The following is a 19,112-nucleotide window of genomic DNA, read 5'->3' on the forward strand; positions in this document are numbered from 1 at the left end:
ACTTGTCGGGTTCGGAATCGCTCGACCGATTCGTGGAAGCGCAAGCACCGGTCTATGCCACCGCGCTTTCCGAGATCCGGCGTGGTGCCAAGCGCTCTCACTGGATGTGGTTCATCTTCCCCCAGCTCGCCGGACTCGGGCGCAGCGAGACAGCCCGCTTCTTCGGCATCCGCTCGCTTGCGGAGGCGCAGGCCTATCTGGATCACCCCGTGCTCGGACGCCGGTACATGGAATGTGTCGAAGCACTTCAAGACCTGCGCATCAGCGATCCTGTCGCGGTCTTCGGAGCGGTCGACGCGATGAAATTGCGCTCGTCGCTGACATTGTTCGAGACCGCGCGGTCAACGCCGCTGTTCGCGGCCGCGCTCGATCGTTGGTTCGGTGGCGAGCGCGATGCCCAGACGCTCAAACAATCGGGAGAGTGAGCAAATTGCGTTAGTTGGCCATAAGCTCGTATTCGCCAGATAAACATGAGAGTCTGACCCACACAGGGAAGCAGAGACTCATCCTCAGAGTTAGGAGAGATATGGCCAAGCCAAAGGCGAAGGTAAAAAAGCCCGCTAAACCCAGCCCCTCAGGTGTGAAAGCGAAGCAGGTGATCGATCCCGCCGTTGAGACCTTCGTCGGTATCGTCAACAATCTGACCTACAAGAACGGCGAGAATGCACCGGCCACCCCACTTCGCAACCTTACCTTCTGGGTCGGTGCGGGCTTTTCGAAGGCGTGGAATCCAAAGTTTCCTACAAGCGCAGAGCTGTTTCGTCTGGGTGGCCGGGAAGCCGACAAGATCGCCGATCCCGGCGCTCTGTCCCGAACGTTTGGGGTCGATATGTTCGAAGGACTCGATTTCGATCGCGTTCGGGCTCTTGTTTATCAGCTCGACATGCAGGCGCGCTATCCGGACGTGCGCTCACGGTATGTCGACGACCAGAATATCAAGGCAATCCGTTCAGCCCTTGCAGCGGCGCTCGTCGCCAAGTTCGTCGAGCTCACGGGCATGCAGCCGTTCGACCGGAACGCCGCCAAGTTTCGAATCAAGGACGCGACGCCTGAACAGCGAGAGATCGTGGCTTTCTTCAATGACCTCGAGCATCGGGATGATGGCTCGCAGGACACGGTCGAGGGACTCCGCACCCACTTCATCTCTACCAATTACGACAATGTGATTGAAACCATCCTCGACAACATCATCGGCGAGGACGACAGCACATTCATCTATGGATATCGCGGCGTGACCCCCGTTGAAATCGAGGGGATGGCGCCTGCCAAGGTCATGCATGACCATTGGCTCGTTCGGCAGCTCATCAAGATCAACGGGGGTTTCGAGATCCTGCGCCACGGGGACGGCTTCGTCTTCAATTACGAGAATCGGTCGCCGTCGCAGATCGCAGCCAATCCACCGGTCGTCATGCTTCCCTCGCGGGAGCAGGATTACAGCGACAGCTACTTCCGTGCGGTGTTTCCCAAGGCGGTCCGGCTGCTACGCGAAACGACGGTCCTGGTGATCGTAGGCTACAGCTTGCCAGACGATGACGCGCTCATGCGCTTCATTCTAAGGCAGTTCGCCGAAGAACCGGAAGATGGGCGGGAGAAAATCCTGTTCTACATCGATCCATCTGACTCGGCGACGAAGCGGAAGAGGCTCGATATGGTCTTTCCGCTGCGCGAGGGCCGGTACCCGACGGTTGTTTCATTCAACGGAAAATTCAATGACTTCGTCAGCCAATACCTCCGTGCGCAGGCGAAGATCGCCAAGGCCAGAAAGCGTCGGCTCAACAGGCACCTGTCAAGCTGAGCGGGGATATCGTGGAGAGCCCAAAAGGCAGGGTGGATGACCGCCCGAACTCAGATACCCAGCCCCGCGCGCAGATCGGCTACCGAAACGCGTCCCGCTAGTATCGCTTCCTCATATCCTGCGATGGGAGAGAAGGGCATCAGCGCAGGCATCACGAACGGACGGCCTTCCAGATGGAGAATCAACGCCTCGCACAGGGACACGATGTTGATCCATCGCTGTGCGTACGAGTAAAGTAGCGCGACCTTGTCCGCCGGCAGATCGTGTTGACCTGACTTCCGGCCAAGGGTCTTTGGCGAACTCTCGCCAAGGACAGAAAGATTCGCCGTCGTGCCCAACTCGTTGAATTGGCGGATCTCCGACCAAAGTTTCGACAAGGCTTCGTAAGCTGGACTTTGAACGTAGGCCCCTTTCGCCGCGTCATAGTCCAGGAAGATTGTCGAAGTCAGCGCGTCATCGATCACCACTGTGTCGAAGCGCGTGCCTAACGCCGCGTAGAAGACCGTGGCGAACGCGTTCCAGACCGTCAGGTCCACGGTGATCCAGCCTCGATCGCGGACTTCAACAGTGAGGGGATGCGCCTCGAGCCCCCTCTTGAGTGGCGCTCGAAGGTCAAAGATCCCGGTGGCATCCTTTTCGAGAAGTTGACTCATCACGAGCAGCAGCTCGCCTTGCAGGGCTATTCTATATGCTGCGTCTTCGGATGTGAGGCCGGTAAAGGCAAGCGGCTGGAGTACATCGTGTATGTCACGAAAGTCGCGAAACTGGTGAATCCAGTTTCCGGTGGGCTTGAAGGAGCCCGTCGAGACAGCGCGGCCCGTCTCTAGATTACGGCCGACCTCCGCGATGAAGCCGCTCACGAACTCGGCGTCATTGGCGAACTTGCTGGGAGCGGCCGTGATTGCTTTGCGCTCGCTCTCGATGATCCCGAACTCGGACAGCGAGCGGGCTAGCTCTTTACGGTCCTCCTTAAACTGCCATACTTCGCTGCGGACGAATGTGACCAGCTTGAGCATGCCCTGTCGGTGGAGCTCATAGGCGGTTCGATATTCCTGCTGAGTGATGCTGATACGGTTGGGCTTGTCGTACCAACCGCCGACGCGCGCCCCTATCAGCAGAACGAAATAATCTGCCTGCTCAATATTGGTAAGGCATGCCTCGTAGCTGTGCTGATCGAGATCGCCCCCAAAATCGTTGAACTCCGAGGCAAGTACGCGGCAGCCGCGAGCCTCCAGGCTGAACTTGATCGCGCTTCGCAGGTCGCGAAAGTCGTAGATCGTAGAGGACAGGAAAAATGTTGGGCGATGCGCCATAAGGAATCCACACGGTTTGATTTCGAGCCGGGATGGCGGTGCGGCAGAAGCTAGCCATTCGGCTGAGCAACAATGCGTGCTGCAAGGCCGGCCTCCAGCTTGATGCAGCATTGATACAGCTTGCGCAGTTGGTCGCGTCTCGCGTCGAACATACCTTCCTGCGTCATATCCAGATCATGGATGAGGCGTTCGAGGCGGTCGAACCAGCGTGCCGCGCTTGATTGCTTGTTTTTGCGGCCTTTGAGGATGATGTCCTCGAACGTGCCGAAGCCGAGAACTGAAAAATGGCGAGCGCCGTTCTTGTCGTCCTGAAGCATCAGATCGCCAATTGCGGCCTGCCAGTCGCGGTAGATATAGGCTTCCTTGATGCCGAAGGTGATCGCCGTCTGTTTTGCGGTTGCCGCAACCAGATCGCTGGGGATTTCGACACCTGCCTGGCGTCGGAGGATCTCGGCGCAACGCTCGGCCAGATCAAGCTGGTCGGCATCGGAAAGATCACGGGGAGTGAGCGCACCCTTGGTCGCAAGATGGGCCGCCCGCTCGCCGTCGATCAGACTAGCGACATGATTCTTCAGTTGCGGATCGATAGAGTTAATGCGCCAAAGGGCCGAAAGCTCGTCCATCCGCTGCAACTCTACGTGGGTACCGTCCGCTAACGCGGCCTCGAACTCGCCGATCGCCTGCATCTCGACGGAAGCGGAAGCCTGTTGCGGGTCGAGATAACTGCGCTCGCGCCGAATGGCTCTAATCCAGCCTAGCACGGCGGCGATCCGGTACACGGTGCTGATCCGTTTGTACTCCAGAAACGGGATGTTTGGTGCATCAGCAAGCAGGTAGCGCCCCTGCTTTTTCTCCACGATCTCCTGGAGGCGGTACTTCAGGCTTGTCACCGCGTCCTTGAGCGGATCCGAGTATAGCCGCACCAGGTCCTGATGAACTTTTCCAGCCTCTTCCTTGCGGTCGGCGAGTTCGTCCGCGCGTTTCTTTCTCGCCAGGTAGATCGCCATGACAATGTCCCTGGCTACAAGCCCGACAATCACTCCGGCGAGAGTCAGGAGCGAGGCAACGACCGGGGGAGATAGCCAGAGTCCGCCAGCGGCCGCGCTTCCGCTAGCGGCTATCGAATTGCCCATCGCTACGTTCATGGTCTCATCCCCCCGGGGCCACTCTGGAATTCAAGGTGCAGCATGGCGGCGGCGTTCCGACAAGCGCAGAGCTGCACTTCCTGCGACCCACGGATGCCGGGCAGGATGGTGCTCGTGGTCGAGCGGCTTGACGAAACGCTCGCCAGAGCGGAACATAATGGGAACGAACGAGTCGTTGTTCCCTTATGCCAACCGAAGCTGCCTTTGCCGAGACCGATCGCGCGCGCCTGCTTGCTGAGCTGAAGGCGCGCATTGCCGCGCCTGAAGCGAGTGAGGTGCGGCTGCTGCCGTTTGGAATCGAAGCGCTCGATTCGAGGCTTGCTAGTGGTGGGATCGACGGCGGTGGGTTGCACGAGATCGCCGCGGCCTCACCGACGCTGGGAGACGACGCCGCGGCGACCTTGTTCGTCGGGGGACTTGCAGCGCGCTTCGCCGATACGCCGGCGGCGTCCATCGCTTGGGCGCTGACCCGGTTCGACCTGTACGCGCCCGGCCTCGAGCAGGCCGGCATCCCGCCTTCAAAGCTTCTCTATCTGGAGGCGCGGGACGAGACGATGGCGCTTGCCCTCGCCGAGGACTGTCTGCGCCTTGGCAGCTTCGCTGCGGTCGTCGCCGAAGTGAAAGCCGCCGACCAGACCGCAACGCGCCGCCTCCAGCTTGCTGCCGCCGACGGCCACACCCCGATGCTACTGCTGCGCCGCTGGGCCATGGCTGCACGCGATCCGCTGGAAAAACTCTCGGCCGCCTGCACGCGCTGGCGCATCGGCTGCGCGCCCTCGGCCAGGCTTACTTATCCCGGCGTCGGTCGGTCCCGCTGGTCGGTCGAACTCGTCCGGCAGCGCGGCGGCAATCCCTTCTCTCTTATTCTCGAGGCATGCGATGACACGGGTCGCCTCGCTCTACCTGCCGCAGCTCGCGATCGAGCGGCTGCGCCGGTTGCAGCGACCAGCCGCGCCGCCTGAGCGCGCCTGGTCCCCGACGCCGATTCTGCCGCCTGTCGACGATGACCCGGGTGCCTGTTCGGTGCCGCGCGGCGGGAGCTGGCGTCCCGGCGCACGCTGGGCGCGCGACGGCGCCGCGAAAAGTGCCGATATCGAGGAGCAGATCGCTCGCCTTCCCGCGCATCAGCGACCCCCCATGCGCGTGCTCGGCCGGCGATCGGAGCCCGCCGATCCGCCGTTTCGCGCGATGCGGCCGGACGAAGGCGGCCCGGCCGGTGCTGCACTCACGCCGGTCGCGATGCCTTTATCGGGCCGCCCGACGGTGCTGATCGAACGCGTCGGACAGCGCGAGATCGTGACCGCCGCCTGCCCGGTCGCGCTGGGGCTGGGCCTCGCGCCCGGCATGGCCGCCGCCCACGCTCGTGCATTGGTCGGCGATCTCGATGTCCAGGACGCCGATCCTGCGGCCGACCGCATCTGGCTCGATCGTCTCGCGCTCCACGCCGTCACGCATTGGACCCCGACCGTCAGCGTGTCCGGCAGTGACGGCATCTGGCTCGACATGACCGGCGCCAGCCATCTGTTCGGCGGGGAGCCACGCTTTTGCCGTCACGTGCTGCGCTTTCTCGCGCGGCTCGGCTTCTCGGGCGCGATCGCCATCGCCGGCACGCCGGGCGCTGCCCATGCCCTCGCCCGCTATGGCGGCGCGTCGATAACGATCCTGCCGCCATCCACCGAAGCTTCGGCCTTGGCGGGCCTTCCGATGGCCGCGCTGCGCCTCCAGCCCGATGCGCTGGTTGCCGCAGCGCGGTTCGGGCTCGAACGTGTCGGCGACCTCTATCCGATGCCACGCGGTCCGCTGGCGCGCCGCCTCGGCCTTGCCGCCGTCGAGCGGCTCGACCAGGCGCTCGGGCGCGCGGCCGAGCCAATCGTCGCGGTGATTCCGTTCGAGGCGCCCGAAGTCACGCGCCGGCTGCTCGAGCCGATCGGAACCGCCGAATCGATCGCGCAGGTGATCGCCGATCTGGTCGACGATCTGGTGCTGGTCCTCCAGCAGCGGGGACTGGGGGTTCGCAGCGTCGTGCTGACCGCCGTCCGCGTCGACGGCGCCGATCAGCGGATCGCGATCGGCGCATCTCGCGCGACCCGCGACGCCCGGCATCTCGTGCGCATGTTCGGCCTGAAGATCGAGATGATCGATCCGGGGCTCGGCATCGAGGCGATGCACCTGGCCGTTCCGCACAGCGAACCGCTCGGTTCGCGTCTTGGCGACACGCTGCTGCCGGAAAGCGGCGATGCGCCGGACCTGGCACCGGCGATCGACCAGCTTGCCGGGCGCGCCGGGGAGCAGGCGGTGTTCCGGCAGACTCTCGAGCAAAGCGATGTGCCCGAGCGCGCCGTGCGGCGCGCCGGCCCGCTCGCGACCGTCGCGGGCTGGCCAGCCTGGAAGCGGCCGGTCCGCATGCTCCGGCGCCCCGAAATGCTCAGCCATGTCGTCGCCTTGCTTCCGGACCATCCGCCGCGGCGCTTCACCTGGCGGGGCAAGCCCTATGCCGTCACGGCCGGCGACGGGCCCGAACGCATCCATGGCGAATGGTGGCGGACCGACCGCGAGCTTTGGGCGGTGCGCGACTATTTCCGCGTTGAAGTCGAGGGCGGACAGCGTTTCTGGGTGTTTCGGCGCGGCGACGGCGTCGTGCCCGAGACCGGCGACCTCAGCTGGTATCTACACGGCTTCTTCGGCTGATGACGACCTATGTCGAGCTGCAGGTGACCAGCCATTTCTCCTTTCTTCGGGGCGCCTCCTCCCCCGAGGAATTGTTCGCCGCCGCGCAGCTACAGGGCCATCGCGCGCTCGGGCTGTGCGATCGGGGCAGCGTCGCCGGCGTAGTGCGCGGCTGGGACGGGCAGAAGGCGACCGGCGTGCGGATGATCCCCGGCGCGCGCGTCGACCTGACCGATGGGCGCGCAATGTTGCTCTATCCGACCGACCGTCAGGCCTGGTCGCGACTCACCCGATTGCTGTCGCGCGGCAAGGCGCGCGGCGGCAAGGGCTCTTGCATCCTCGACTGGCAGGACGTCGCGCATCATGCCGGGGGACTGGTCGCGATCCTGCTGCCGGACCTCGCCGACGCCGTCACCCGCGACCATTTGCTGGAACTGGCCGCATTGTTCGGCACGCGTGCTCATTGCGCGCTGTCGCTGCGCCGCCGCCCCGACGAGTTCGAGCGGCTCCACGCCCTCGATGCGCTCGCCCGCGAGACGGTCGTGCGCGCGGTCGCGACCGGCGACATTCTCTATCACACCCCCGAGGCGCGTCCGCTGCAGGACGTGGTGACAGCCATTCGCGAACGGACCACGGTCGATGCGCTCGGCTTCCGGCGCGAGCGCTTCATGGACCGGCATCTCAAATCGCCGGCAGAGGTGGAGCGCCGCTTTGCCGCCTTCCCCGATGCGATCCAGGCGAGCGCGGACATCGCGGCGATGTGCACCTTCGATCTCGGCGAGATCCGCTACCAATATCCCTATGAGCAGGTGATGGCCGGCAAGTCCGCGCAGGAGGCGCTGACCCTCCTGACGCAGGAGGCGGCGGCGGCGAAGTTCCCCGATGGCGTGCCTTCGGCCTATGCCGATCAGATCGCCCATGAGCTCAAACTGATCGGGGAGCTCGGCTACGCGCCCTATTTCCTCACCGTCCGCGCGATCGTCGACGAGAGTCGTCGCCGCGGCATCCTCTGTCAGGGGCGCGGCTCGGCCGCGAACAGCTGCGTCTGCTTCCTGCTCGGCATCACCTCGATCGATCCGATCCAGCATGAGCTGCTGTTCGAGCGGTTCGTCTCTGGCGAGCGCAAGGAGCCGCCCGACATCGACGTCGATTTCGAGCATGAGCGCCGCGAAGAGATCATCCAGTGGATCTACGAAACCTATGGCCGGCACCGTTCCGCGCTGACCGCGGTGGTGACGCGCTACCGCACCCGTGGCGCCGTCGCGGAGGTGGGCAAGGCATTGGGGCTGCCGCGCGACCTGACCAAGATGCTGACCGGGCTGGTCTGGGGCTGGTCGATGGACGGCATCTCCGACGAGCAGATCGCGAGCCTCAACCTCAATTCCAGTGATCATCGCCTCAAGCTGACCTTGCGCCTCGCGCGCCAGCTGATCGGCACCCCGCGCCACCTCTCCCAGCATCCCGGCGGCTTCGTGCTGACCCAAGACCGCTTGGACGATCTGGTGCCGATCGAGCCCGCGCGGATGGAGGACCGCCAGATCATCGAATGGGACAAGGACGATATCGACGCGCTCCGCTTCATGAAGGTCGACGTGCTGGGGCTCGGCATGCTCGGCTGCATGAACCGCGCCTTCAACCTGCTCGAGGCCCACAAGGGCGTGAAGGTCGGGATGGCCGACCTCCAGGACGACGATCCCGACGTCTACAAGATGATCCAGAAGGCCGACACGCTCGGCGTCTTCCAGATCGAATCGCGCGCGCAGATGTCGATGCTGCCGCGGATGAAGCCGACTCGATTCTACGATCTCGTCATCGAAGTCGCGATCGTCCGGCCCGGCCCCATCCAGGGCGACATGGTCCATCCCTATCTGCGCCGGCGTGAGGGCAAGGAGAAGCCCGAATATCCCAAGCCCGAGCTGCGCGCCGTGCTCGAGAAAACGCTGGGCGTGCCGCTGTTCCAGGAGCAGGCGATGAAGGTCGCGATCGTCGGCGCCGGGTTCACCGCGGCCGAGGCGGATCAGCTCCGGCGCGCCATGGCGACCTTCAAGCTGACCGGCGGCGTCAGCCATTTCTACGACAAGCTGGTCGGGGGCATGGTCGCGCGCGGCTATCCGCAGGATTTCGCCGAGCGGACGTTCAAGCAGATCGAGGGATTCGGCTCCTACGGCTTTCCCGAGAGCCATGCGGCCTCCTTCGCCAAGATCGCTTATGCCTCGTGCTGGATGAAGCATCATCATCCCGATGTCTTCTGTGCGGCATTGCTCAACGCCCAGCCGATGGGCTTCTACGCGCCCGCCCAGATCGTCCGCGACGCTCAGCTGCACAGTGTCGAGGTGCGGCCGGTCTCGATCAACCACAGCCATTGGGACTGCACGCTCGAGCCGCCGAAGCCGGGCGGCCGCCACCTCGCGGTGCGGCTCGGCTTCCGTCAGGTGCGCGGGCTCGCCAATGTCCATGGCGCGGCGATCGCGGTGGCGCGGGGCAATGCGGCTTATGAAAGCGTCGAGGAGGTCTGGCGCCGCGCCGGCGTGCCGCGCGCCGCGATCGAGCGGCTCGCCGAGGCCGATGCCTTTCATTGCATAGCCGAAGATCGCCGGCAGGGTCTGTGGAAGGTCAAGGGCCTCGGCGAAGCACCGCTGCCGCTGTTCGCCGCCGCCGACGCCCGCGAAGGCGGCTTCTCGCCCGAGGGGCTCGAGCCGCGCGTCACGCTCCAGCCGCTTACCGACGGGCGCGAGGTGGTCGAGGACTATCGCTCGCTTCAGCTGTCGCTGCGCGCGCATCCTTTGTCCTTCCTGCGCGAGCAGCTCGCCGCCGAAAAGGTCGTGCGCTGCGGCGATCTCGCGGGCATCCGCGACGGGCGCCATGTCGAGGTCGCGGGCGTGATCCTCGTCCGCCAGCGGCCGGGGTCAGCACGCGGCGTGCTGTTCATCACCATCGAGGACGAGACCGGCGTCGCTAACGGCATCCTCTGGCCCGACCGGTTTGAGAAGCAGCGCCGCGCCGTGATGTCGGCATCCATGGTGTCACTGCGCGGGCGGCTCCAGAAGGAAGGCCAGGTCATCCATGTCATCGTCGATCGCGTGGTGCCGCGCGACGAGATGCTGCGCTCGATCGGAAGGATGGATATGCCCGTGCCCTTCGGCCGCGGCGATGGCGCGACCCATGCCGGCAGTCCCGACCGCGGCGATCCGGGCTGGAAGCCGCGCGACCTATACTCGCCGCCCTTTCCGAACGGGGTTGATCCCGAGGATTTGATCAAAGTGCGCAGCCATGATTTCCACTAGGCGCGGCCCACATCGACAGCCTAGGTCGCGATGATCACGATCATGCTAGACCGTTCCGATGTCCGATGATGTGTCGCCGAAGAAAAGCTTCGATATCTCGCAGGCCCTGAAGCCGGCCAAGGCGGTGCTGCCCGGGATCGGGGAAGTCTCCGTTCGCATTCGAACCGTCTCGTTCCTCAAATGGTTCGGGGAGGGCGAACGGCGCCGTCGGTGGGCCGATGGCGCTGACTTCTTGCGGGTGTTGCTGCGCGAGCGCGTGGCGCCGCCGGAAGATGTCGAGGAAGCGGACAAGCCGGGGCTGGATGCCGCCTTCGTCGAAGAACTCGATTCCGGTCAGCTCGAAACGATCGCCGAGCAGCTACTCGTCGCGGCGACTCCCATCTTCCGGTCGCTCGGCGCCAGCAGGAAAAAAGGTGCCAACACCGAGGGAAGTGCAGACACCGTCGGATCGGACGGAGAAGGAAGGCCGACCGACAGGCTGTTGGTGGGCGCTCGCCGCTACCTCCTCGATTTCGAGACCGGCCAGAAAGAGGCGGCAAGCCGCATCACGCAATCGTTAGGTGTTGGCTCCGTGATGCGCGAGCTCCATCGCTACAACAGATTGGCGGAACTGGGCAGAACCGTCGATCGGCTGAGCCTGGGAATGATCGAGCAAACCCGGCTCGAACAGCTCGCGCGCGGCGACGCTTTCGGCCGGGCCTTTGGCGAACACGATACGATCAGCAAGCTATTCGCCGCCACCGCGCAGATCGGCACAATCGGCAACCTCTCGAAACTCCTGGGGCTCACCCAGATGGATCGCGATCGCTGGATCTCCGCCAGTCGGCTTCTGGGCCTCGGCATCTCCAGTTCCGTCCTGGCGGCGGCGCAGGGGCTTACGGCATCGTCGATGATGTCGCAGTTCGAGCGGGAAGCCGCGGCGATGTACCGGCCCGGCTATCAGTCCCTCGCTTCGCTTGCTCTGGAAGGCGAGATCGCGCGAGGCGCGGCGTCCGACCTTCTTCACGAGTATGACACGGAACGCCGCGAGGCTCCCTTGTTCGATGCTGTCCTCGATGCGATCGAGACCTTGGACGATGACGAAGCGTCGCCTGCGGAGCGCCTGGCGCTGCTCGAAACAGTTATCGGGCTGATCCGGGGTGCAGCGGGCTGGGCCAGATCCGAAGTGCAGAAGGCGGGTGTCGTTTCCCTGATCGCGGCCGTTGCCGCCATCCTGGCGCTTTATCCCGACCTTATCCCGTGGCGCGGGGAGGCCGAGCCCAACAAGGAGATGGTCGAAGCCGTTGCGGAGATCAAAGGCCTTCGCGCCGATTTCGAAGCAGCGCGCGATGTGGGCGACCGCAAGCATATCCGCTATGTTCACGGCCGGGCCAATTTGCGGGCGGCGCCCGAACGGCAGGGTCTGGTGATCAGAATTGTCTACCCGGATCAATGGGTAGAGGTGCGTGACGCCCGCGGCGATTGGGCGCGCGTGGCGGTGTACGACTACAGTTCGGACGCCCCGGCTGAGGGGTGGATACATCGCGGCAATCTTCGCGTAGCGCCTGAGTGAGATATAAGGGGAAGGCCTTCCCCTGACGCCGAGCCGCGTCTGGTCGTACCCCTTCTGCGGGGCGCCGCCCCGCAACGCCCCCCGGAGAGGGAGAGTGCGGCCGGTTCGGCCGTGACGGGTCAGGGCCGAGAGAGAGTCTCTCGGCGCCCGTCGCGGAGAATCTCCATGGCAACTGTCCTCAACCACACATCCGCGCCGCCACCGCGTTCCGGCTCGTACAAGGTCGACATCTCGCGCGGGCAACGCATTGGCCGCGTCTCGTCCGAATGGTTCTCGCGGCCCGACGACGAGCGCTTCCTGTCGCTCACCGAGCTTCACGCGGCGGTCGAGGCGCGGGCCCGGCGCGCCTCGACCCGGACCGTGGAGACCCGCCAGGTTCGGGTGGAGGCGAGCCGCGACGATCCCGAGCGGCTGGCGCTTCTGCTCCCCGGCCGTGACGCTCCGGTCGCGCCAACCCATTGGTCGTTCGGCCAGCTCTGCGGCTTGGTCGGCGCGCCGTCCGGCTATCTGCGGCAGCTGCCCGCACCGCTCTCCGGCATCAACTTGCAGCACGGCCTGCTGACCCATCGCGGCGAGCTCATCAAGACGCTCGAGACCGAGGACGGGCGCACCGAGCTGCGCGCCGTGACCGGTCCCGATTATGGCAGGATCTGGGATCACGAGCTGGTCGCGGCCGTGATGCGGATCGCTGGCAACGGCACCGGCGACACGCGCTGGAAGGTACCGGGCATGCTCGATTGGGCGACCATGACCCATAACCCGTTCGTCGAAGTGACGAAGGACACGACCACGCTCTATGCGAGCGACCGCGACGTCTTCCTGTTCCTCGTCGACGACATGCATCCGATCGAAGCCGGCAAGCTGCCCAACGGCGATCCCGACCTCTATTTCCGCGGCTTCTACTGCTGGAACAGCGAGGTCGGCTCGAAGACGCTCGGCATGGCGAGCTTCTATCTGCGCGCGGTCTGCATGAACCGCAACATCTGGGGCGCCGAGGGCTTCGAGGAGATCAGCATCCGCCACTCGAAGTTTGCCGCCAACCGCTTCGCGCATGAGGCGGCACCTGCGCTCGAGACTTTCGCCGACTCCTCGCCTGCGCCCTTCATGTCGGGCATCATGGCCGCGCGCCAGCGGGTGGTCGCGCGCAGCGACGAGGACCGGCAGGACTTCCTGCGCAAGCGCGGCTTCTCCAAAGCGGAGACCGGCAGGATCATCGCCACGGTGCTCGACGAGGAGGGCCATCCGCCCGCGTCCATCTTCGACTTCGTCCAGGGCATCACCGCGGTCGCACGCGACAAGCCCCATCAGGACGCCCGGCTCGAGCTCGAGGGCAAGGCGGCGAAGCTGCTCGCGGGTGCCGCCTGACATCCGCAACCCCTGCCCGCGGGTCCGGCGCGGTCCTCCCCAAAGGGAGAGGGCTGCGCCGTCGCCATGACGGGTTGAGGGTCGAGAGAGAGGCTCCCGGCCGCCCGTCATGGAGAAGACCCATGACCAAGCCGACCAAAATCGCGCTCAGTGCCTCGCGCGACATTCCCTTCAACCAGCTGGTGCTCAGCCAGTCCAATGTCCGGCGCGTGAAGGCGGGCGTCTCGATCGACGCGCTCGCCACCGACATCGCCCGGCGCGGGCTACTCCAGAGTCTGACGGTACGCGCGCAGCGCGACGAGTCCGGCGCCGAGACCGGCAAGTTCGAGGTGCCGGCGGGCGGCCGCCGCTTCCGGGCGCTGCAGCAACTCGTCAAGGCCAAGCGCCTGTCGCGCACGGCGCCGGTGCCGTGCATCGTGCGCGAGGATGACGAGATCTCGGCCGAGGAGGATTCGCTCGCCGAGAACACCCACCGCGAAGCGCTCCACCCGCTCGACCAGTTTCGCGCGATGCAGCAGCTCGCCGGCCAGGGCAGCGATGTCGAGACGATCGCCGCGACCTTCATGACCACGCCCGCGGTGGTGAAGCAGCGCCTCCGTCTCGCCTCGGTCTCGCCGCGGCTCCACGACATCTATGCCGAGGATTGGATGACGCTCGAGCAACTCATGGCCTTCTCGGTGTCCGAGGACCATGCGCGCCAGGAGCAGGTCTGGGAGTTGCTCCAGTCGAGCCACAACAAGCAGCCCTGGATGATCCGCCACAAACTCACCGAGGAAACGGTGCGCGCATCGGACAAGCGCGTCCGCTTCGTCGGTCTAGACGCCTATCAGGCGGCCGGCGGCTATGTGCTGCGGGACCTATTCGAGGCCGATGACGGCGGCTGGGTCCAGGACGTCGCCCTGCTCGACGCCCTTGTTGACGAAAAGCTAAAGGCCGAGGCGGACCGCATCGCCGGTGAGGGGTGGAAGTGGATCGCCGTCGCGGTCGAATTTCCCTACGACGCCGATGCCGGCATGCGCATGCTCGAAGGCGAGCAGCCGCCGCTCACCGACGAACAGGAAGCCCGGCTCGAGGCGCTGCGCCGCGAAGCCGAGCAGCTCGAGAACGACTGGTCAGGCAAGCCCGAGATCTCCGACGAGATCGACGCCCGCGTGACCGCGATTGACGAGGAGATCGCCGCGATCCTGGAGCGGCCGCTCGCCTATGATCCTGAGGAGGTGGCGCGCGCGGGTGTGTTCATCAGCATCGACCGGCTGGGCGGCCTCGACATCGACCGCGGCTATGTCCGGCCCGAGGACGAGCCCGGGCTCGAGATCGTCGATGACGAGGTGCCGGACCCGGATGCCTTGGCCGAGCGCGCCGACGCCGATCAGGCAGCGATGGGATGTGGCGAGCTGACGGCTCCGGACCCGAGCGAGGACGAGGAAGAACAGGAGGACCCAGGCAAGCCGCTGCCCGACCGGCTGGTGACCGAGCTCACCACCTGGCGCACGCTGGCGCTGCGCAATGCCGTCGCGCTCAGCCCGGGGGTGGCGTTCGCGGCCGTGCTCCACGCGCTCGTGCTCGATGGCTTCTACCGCTATGCCGGCACCGAGAGCTGCGTCGAGATCTCGGTCCGCGGCGGGAGCCTCGGCACCCATGCGCCCGGGCTCGGCGATAGCCTGTCGGCGCAGGCGATCGCGAAGCGCCACGAGGCTTGGGGCCAGCGGCTGCCCGACGATCCCGAACAGCTCTGGGACACGCTCGCAGGCTTCAGCGCCGATGAGCAGGCCGCCTTGTTCGCGCATTGCGCCTCGTTCGGCATCAATGCGGTGTGGGAGCCGACCAGCCGCTACAATGAGAATCGGGTATCGGCGCGCACGGTCGCTGGCCGCATCGCCCATTCGCATGTCCTGGCGCGGGCATCCGGGCTCGATCTTGTGGCGGCCGGCTGGACGGCAAGGGTCGACAATTATCTCGGCCGCGTGACCAAGGCGCGCATCCTCGCGGCGGTCGAGGAGGCGAAGGGTGCCGAGGTCTCGGCGCGGCTCGGCGGCCTCAAAAAGCCGGACATGGCGCGCGAGGCCGAGACCGTGCTCGACGGCAGCGGCTGGCTCGCCGAGCCACTGCGGACGCCGGGACCGCTCGAACCCGACGCGCCGGATGCACCGGCCATGGCGAATGAGGATGCGACCTTGCTCGCTGCCGATCCGGCGGAACCGGACGCGGATGCGCCGTTCGCCATCGCCGCCGAATGAAGCACTGCCACCTCGGGGCCCGCCACCGCGCGGGCCCCATTTTCTTTTCCGGGAGGCCAGTGATGTCGGCAGCGTCGGATCTCTCGCGCCGGCTCGCGCGCAATGCCGAAGCCGTGTGCCGCCACTACCTCCCTGCCGGTCGTCGCGAGGGCCGCTACTGGATCGTGGGCGACGCGCTGGGCTCGGCCGGGCGCAGCCTTTATGTGCGCCTGAAGGGTCCAGATCATGGCCGCGGCGCCGCCGGCAAATGGACCGACGCCGCGACCGGTGCGCATGGCGACCTGCTCGACCTGCTGGCGCTCAACTGCGGCTATTGCCGGCTCGCCGACACGCTCGACGAGGCGCGGCGCTTTCTCGCAATGCCCGTGACTGAGGTTCCCGAAATTGTCGATGACGCGCCCGCGCCCATCGGTTCGCCCCGAGCGGCCCGGCGGCTGTTCGCGGCATCGCACCCGATCGGAGCGACGCTTGCCGAACGCTACCTGTTCTCCCGAAGTATCACCGGCGTTCGAACCGAGCGGTGGCTGCGCTTTCATGCCGCGTGCTGGTACCGCCCCGACCGCGACGATGTCGCATCCACGCCTGCCGCCATGCCCGCGCTCATCGCTGCCGTCACCGACGTCGACGGCGTGATCATAGGCGTCCATCGCACCTGGCTCGACAGCAGCGGCAGCGGCAAGGCGCGGGTGGCGGTCCCGCGCCGCGCCATGGGCAAGTTACTCGGGCATGGTGTCCGCTTTGGTGCCGCGGGCCCGGTCATGGTCGCCGGCGAAGGCATCGAGACCGTCCTGTCGCTGCGCATGGCGATGCCGCGCTTGCCTATGATCGCCGCCCTGTCGGCCGCGCACCTCGCCGCGATCCGCTTTCCCCCGCCTTTGCGCCGTCTCTATGTCGCACGCGAGGAGGATGGCGCCGGCCGCGCTGCCTTTGGCACGCTCGTGACGCGGGCCACTGCGGCAGGCATCGAGCTCCTGCCGCTGGAGTCAGTGCTCGACGACTTCAACGCCGACCTGTGCGCATCCGGAACCGGGAAGCTCGCAGAACGGCTGCGTCCCCAGTTGCGGACCGAGGATTATGCCGCGTTCCTTTGACGGCGCAGTCGTCTCGACCTCACCGCCAAGGCCAGCCTTCGCAGCCGGAGTCCGCGCATTGGCCTTCCGAGAGGGCGACGGGTCGGCAAGCGGCGCGGGCGCGCAACGGCTGCGCTCGGCTATTTTCCGCCGCGGGCTTGAGCGCCCGCTTTGCATCGTGAGCCAAAATAGCCGGGCTTCGCCGTCCTCCGCTACGCTCCGGCCCCCCGGCGCTGCGGCGCCGGACGCTTCGCTGGAGGTGCGCGCCCGCGCCGCCCGCCGCCTCGTGTCGCCGTGAAGGCCGCGAGTGCGCGGTCGACAAGCGGAGACGACCCATGACCCTCGATCGAACCAACGACGCGCCCGAGCAATCGCCGCTGGCAGACATGCTCCAGGAGCTCGAACTCTATGGACGCAGGCCCTTTGACGACGAGCTCGATCCGCGGCCTTTGCCCGAAGGACGCCTCGTCGAGGCCGCCGCTGCCGACAGCTTCGACGCGATGGTTGCCTGCCTCGCCGACACCAGGCTCGAGCCCGACATGGAAGACCTGCTCTGGGGGTTCACCAACGTCTTCCACCGCGCGGGCGAGCGGATCGAGCGCGAGCTCGACGCCAACGAGCACGCGCAGCGCCGCCTCCAGCGCGAGCAAGACGGCAGCGAGGTCAAGTCGGTCGAGCTCGAGACGTTGATCGCCGAAGGGCGCACCATGATCGAACGACGCGATGCCATGGAAGCATTCCGCGAAGCCTTTGCCGAGCAGTTCCGCCACTATCTCCGCAAGGCCTGGCTGCCGCGCTCGGGCTCGATGCTCAACCGCCGTGCGATGACCGCCGCAGTGATCGAGAGCCGCGAATTCGTGAACGGCCGCCGCTGGACCGACAGTCAGTTGCTCCTTCCGCCGGGCGAGCGGATCTATGTCAGCGGCGGTGCCGACTACAACGACCATCACGAGATCTGGCGTATCCTCGACGAGGTCCACGCCCGCAATCCGCAGATGGTGCTGCTGCACGGCGCGTCGCGTACCGGTGCCGAACGCATCGCGGCCCTCTGGGCGGCGCAGCGCGATGTCCCGCAAGTCCCCTTCGCTCCGGACTTCACCAAGCACAGCCGGGCTGCCGCGCCGTTCAAGCGCAACGACAAGGTGCTGTCGATCATGCCGCGCGGCATCATCATCTTCCCCGGTGGCGGCATCCAGGACAATCTGTTCGACAAGGCGCGCGCAGCGGGCATCGCCGTCATCGACCGGCGACGGCGCTGATCGCTGCCGCCGATCCCGGCGCGTGAGCGGGCGGGCCAGCCTTTGGACCCGCGCCGCCGGACCGCAACGCGGCATGCTGCCGCGTCCTTCACTTCGTTCCGGCCCGCCGGTGCGGTCCGCCTCGTGGCGCGGGTCCGGCTTGGTCCCTGCCGCCCGCTTCCGGCCGGCAAGAGACGGAGATCGATCATGACATCTGAGCTGATCCGCCTGCGCCGCGCCCTCGACTGCATGCCCGAGGCGGACCGCCGCGTGTTCGAACTCGCCAGGTTCGACGCACTCGATTACCTCGAGATCGCCGACAGGCTCTGCCTGACCGTGCAACAGGTCGAGGACCGCATGGCAAGCGCGATCCGGCATTTGGCCGATTATGATCAGGCGCGTTGAGCATGGCCGCGCCGCCCGCTAGGCTTTGACCATGCGTGTCGACCTCGACCATCTCCCCGAAGCCCAGCAGGCCGAACTGGCGCGCGTGCGCCAGACGCTGATGGACGAGTTCGCCAACGCGATCTCGACCTCCACGCAGCCGTGGAAGAAGAACGGCAAGATCCTCAAGATCATTCTGTTCGGCAGCTATGCGCGCGACGACTGGGTCGACGAGCCCGAGAACGGCTATCAGTCGGACTTCGACCTGCTCGTGATCGTCAGCCACGAGGACCTGACTGACGTCGCTGGCTATTGGTACATCGCCGAGGACAAGATCCAGCACGACCCCGCCGTGCAGAGGCCCGTCAATATCATCGTCCACACGCTCGACGAGGTGAACAAAGCGCTCCAGCGGGGTGAGTATTTCTGGGTCGATATCGTGCGGGATGGGGTGGTGCTGTACGAGCTCCCCAACCACGCGCTTGCAACGCCTAAGCCTCTTACCGCCTTGGACGCCTATTCAATGGCGTCTCGATACTACAACGAACAACTTACGTCGGTCGATGAGTGGATCGAATTGGCTTCCGTCGCGATCGCTAAAGGCGATGTGGGTAGTTGGCGTAAGAAGGCAGCCTTCAATCTTCATCAAGCAACTGAAACCAGCTACGCGTGCTTTCTATTGGTTTGGACGCTGTACTTCCCGCGTTCTCATAATATCAAATTTCTTCGATCCCTCGCCGAGGACAAGGAATCGAGACTTATCGATCCGTGGCCGCGGGAGACCCGCGCTGATCGTCGGCGATTTGAGCTCCTCAAGCGCGCCTATGTCGAAGCCCGCTACTCGCCAAGCTACGAAATTGGTGTGGACGACTTGGATGCGCTTTCATCAGCAGTGACGCGGCTTCGAAATGTCGTTGAGCACCTTTGTATTGAGCGGCTCGAAGGGCTGAAGTTCGATGTGCATCCTCACTGACGTTGCCTCTACCAGTGCGAACCGTGGCAGCTATGCGCCTTAAACCCAGTCATTCCGCAGCCAAATGAGGATGGCCAGAACCTGCCATT

Annotated in this window: 14 protein-coding genes; 12 read left to right on the forward strand and 2 right to left on the reverse strand. The window is 65.6% G+C overall.

The window, feature by feature from the left end; all coding sequences use genetic code 11:
- The first annotated feature begins 2 nt into the window (after positions 1-2).
- Both RZN05_RS14490 and RZN05_RS14495 read left to right on the forward strand, forming a co-directional pair.
- Positions 3-425 (forward strand): DUF1810 domain-containing protein, encoded by a 423-nt coding sequence (locus RZN05_RS14490; protein WP_317227637.1) that lies wholly within the window; start codon positions 3-5, stop codon positions 423-425.
- A gap of 101 nt (positions 426-526) precedes the next feature.
- Complete coding sequence (locus RZN05_RS14495) at positions 527-1,795, forward strand: SIR2 family protein (RefSeq protein WP_317227308.1); 1,269 nt, start codon at positions 527-529, stop codon at positions 1,793-1,795.
- A 50-nt stretch (positions 1,796-1,845) separates the two neighbouring features.
- Here RZN05_RS14495 and RZN05_RS14500 read toward each other — a convergent pair whose 3' ends face one another.
- Both RZN05_RS14500 and RZN05_RS14505 read right to left on the reverse strand, forming a co-directional pair.
- Positions 1,846-3,108, reverse strand: coding sequence for a DUF4062 domain-containing protein (locus RZN05_RS14500; protein WP_317227309.1), 1,263 nt, complete (start codon positions 3,106-3,108; stop codon positions 1,846-1,848).
- Positions 3,109-3,158: 50 nt separating this feature from the next.
- Complete coding sequence (locus RZN05_RS14505; RefSeq protein ID WP_317227310.1) at positions 3,159-4,115, reverse strand: hypothetical protein; 957 nt, start codon at positions 4,113-4,115, stop codon at positions 3,159-3,161.
- Between the two features lie 323 nt (positions 4,116-4,438).
- On the opposite strand from RZN05_RS14505, the gene RZN05_RS14510 reads away from it, so the two are divergent.
- The 10 genes from RZN05_RS14510 to RZN05_RS14555 all read left to right on the forward strand — a co-directional run bounded on the left by RZN05_RS14510 (position 4,439) and on the right by RZN05_RS14555 (position 19,023).
- A complete protein-coding gene (locus tag RZN05_RS14510; RefSeq protein WP_317227311.1) occupies positions 4,439-5,215 on the forward strand; it encodes an ImuA family protein in 777 nt (258 codons plus the stop codon).
- Positions 5,133-6,941: a DUF6504 family protein gene (locus tag RZN05_RS14515; protein WP_317227312.1), complete on the forward strand. Its 1,809-nt coding sequence runs from the start codon at positions 5,133-5,135 to the stop codon at positions 6,939-6,941. Before RZN05_RS14510 ends, RZN05_RS14515 begins: the two co-directional genes overlap by 83 nt.
- Complete coding sequence (locus tag RZN05_RS14520; RefSeq protein WP_317227313.1) at positions 6,941-10,204, forward strand: error-prone DNA polymerase; 3,264 nt, start codon at positions 6,941-6,943, stop codon at positions 10,202-10,204. The genes RZN05_RS14515 and RZN05_RS14520 overlap by 1 nt, the downstream gene beginning before the upstream one ends.
- 58 nt (positions 10,205-10,262) lie before the next feature.
- Complete coding sequence (locus RZN05_RS14525; RefSeq protein WP_317227314.1) at positions 10,263-11,756, forward strand: SH3 domain-containing protein; 1,494 nt, start codon at positions 10,263-10,265, stop codon at positions 11,754-11,756.
- 165 nt (positions 11,757-11,921) lie between these two features.
- The gene (locus RZN05_RS14530; RefSeq protein WP_317227315.1) at positions 11,922-13,121 is read left to right on the forward strand and encodes a DUF932 domain-containing protein; all 1,200 of its coding nucleotides are present in this window, start codon (positions 11,922-11,924) and stop codon (positions 13,119-13,121) included.
- A 122-nt stretch (positions 13,122-13,243) separates the two neighbouring features.
- Complete coding sequence (locus RZN05_RS14535; protein WP_317227316.1) at positions 13,244-15,358, forward strand: ParB/RepB/Spo0J family partition protein; 2,115 nt, start codon at positions 13,244-13,246, stop codon at positions 15,356-15,358.
- Positions 15,359-15,420: 62 nt separating this feature from the next.
- Complete coding sequence (locus tag RZN05_RS14540; RefSeq protein ID WP_449619002.1) at positions 15,421-16,449, forward strand: DUF7146 domain-containing protein; 1,029 nt, start codon at positions 15,421-15,423, stop codon at positions 16,447-16,449.
- A gap of 314 nt (positions 16,450-16,763) precedes the next feature.
- On the forward strand, positions 16,764-17,687 hold the full coding sequence (locus tag RZN05_RS14545; protein WP_317227318.1) for a DUF2493 domain-containing protein: 924 nt from the start codon (positions 16,764-16,766) through the stop codon (positions 17,685-17,687).
- Between the two features lie 186 nt (positions 17,688-17,873).
- The gene (locus RZN05_RS14550) at positions 17,874-18,071 is read left to right on the forward strand and encodes a sigma factor-like helix-turn-helix DNA-binding protein (protein ID WP_317227319.1); all 198 of its coding nucleotides are present in this window, start codon (positions 17,874-17,876) and stop codon (positions 18,069-18,071) included.
- Between the two features lie 31 nt (positions 18,072-18,102).
- Positions 18,103-19,023: a HEPN domain-containing protein gene (locus RZN05_RS14555; RefSeq protein ID WP_136943381.1), complete on the forward strand. Its 921-nt coding sequence runs from the start codon at positions 18,103-18,105 to the stop codon at positions 19,021-19,023.
- Positions 19,024-19,112 lie beyond the last annotated feature (89 nt).

The sequence above is a fragment of the Sphingomonas sp. HF-S4 genome (genome assembly GCF_032911445.1).
Lineage (GTDB): Bacteria > Pseudomonadota > Alphaproteobacteria > Sphingomonadales > Sphingomonadaceae > Sphingomonas > Sphingomonas agrestis.

Bases quoted from the DNA above. Each gene is read 5' to 3' on its own strand.
- RZN05_RS14495 (WP_317227308.1), top strand. From the start codon at position 527: ATGGCCAAGCCAAAGGCGAAGGTAAAAAAGCCCGCTAAACCCAGCCCC.
- RZN05_RS14500 (WP_317227309.1), bottom strand. From the start codon at position 3,108: ATGGCGCATCGCCCAACATTTTTCCTGTCCTCTACGATCTACGACTTT.
- RZN05_RS14505 (WP_317227310.1), bottom strand. From the start codon at position 4,115: ATGGCGATCTACCTGGCGAGAAAGAAACGCGCGGACGAACTCGCCGAC.
- RZN05_RS14510 (WP_317227311.1), top strand. From the start codon at position 4,439: ATGCCAACCGAAGCTGCCTTTGCCGAGACCGATCGCGCGCGCCTGCTT.
- RZN05_RS14515 (WP_317227312.1), top strand. From the start codon at position 5,133: ATGACACGGGTCGCCTCGCTCTACCTGCCGCAGCTCGCGATCGAGCGG.
- RZN05_RS14520 (WP_317227313.1), top strand. From the start codon at position 6,941: ATGACGACCTATGTCGAGCTGCAGGTGACCAGCCATTTCTCCTTTCTT.
- RZN05_RS14525 (WP_317227314.1), top strand. From the start codon at position 10,263: ATGTCCGATGATGTGTCGCCGAAGAAAAGCTTCGATATCTCGCAGGCC.
- RZN05_RS14530 (WP_317227315.1), top strand. From the start codon at position 11,922: ATGGCAACTGTCCTCAACCACACATCCGCGCCGCCACCGCGTTCCGGC.
- RZN05_RS14535 (WP_317227316.1), top strand. From the start codon at position 13,244: ATGACCAAGCCGACCAAAATCGCGCTCAGTGCCTCGCGCGACATTCCC.
- RZN05_RS14540 (WP_449619002.1), top strand. From the start codon at position 15,421: ATGTCGGCAGCGTCGGATCTCTCGCGCCGGCTCGCGCGCAATGCCGAA.
- RZN05_RS14545 (WP_317227318.1), top strand. From the start codon at position 16,764: ATGACCCTCGATCGAACCAACGACGCGCCCGAGCAATCGCCGCTGGCA.
- RZN05_RS14550 (WP_317227319.1), top strand. From the start codon at position 17,874: ATGACATCTGAGCTGATCCGCCTGCGCCGCGCCCTCGACTGCATGCCC.
- RZN05_RS14555 (WP_136943381.1), top strand. From the start codon at position 18,103: ATGCGTGTCGACCTCGACCATCTCCCCGAAGCCCAGCAGGCCGAACTG.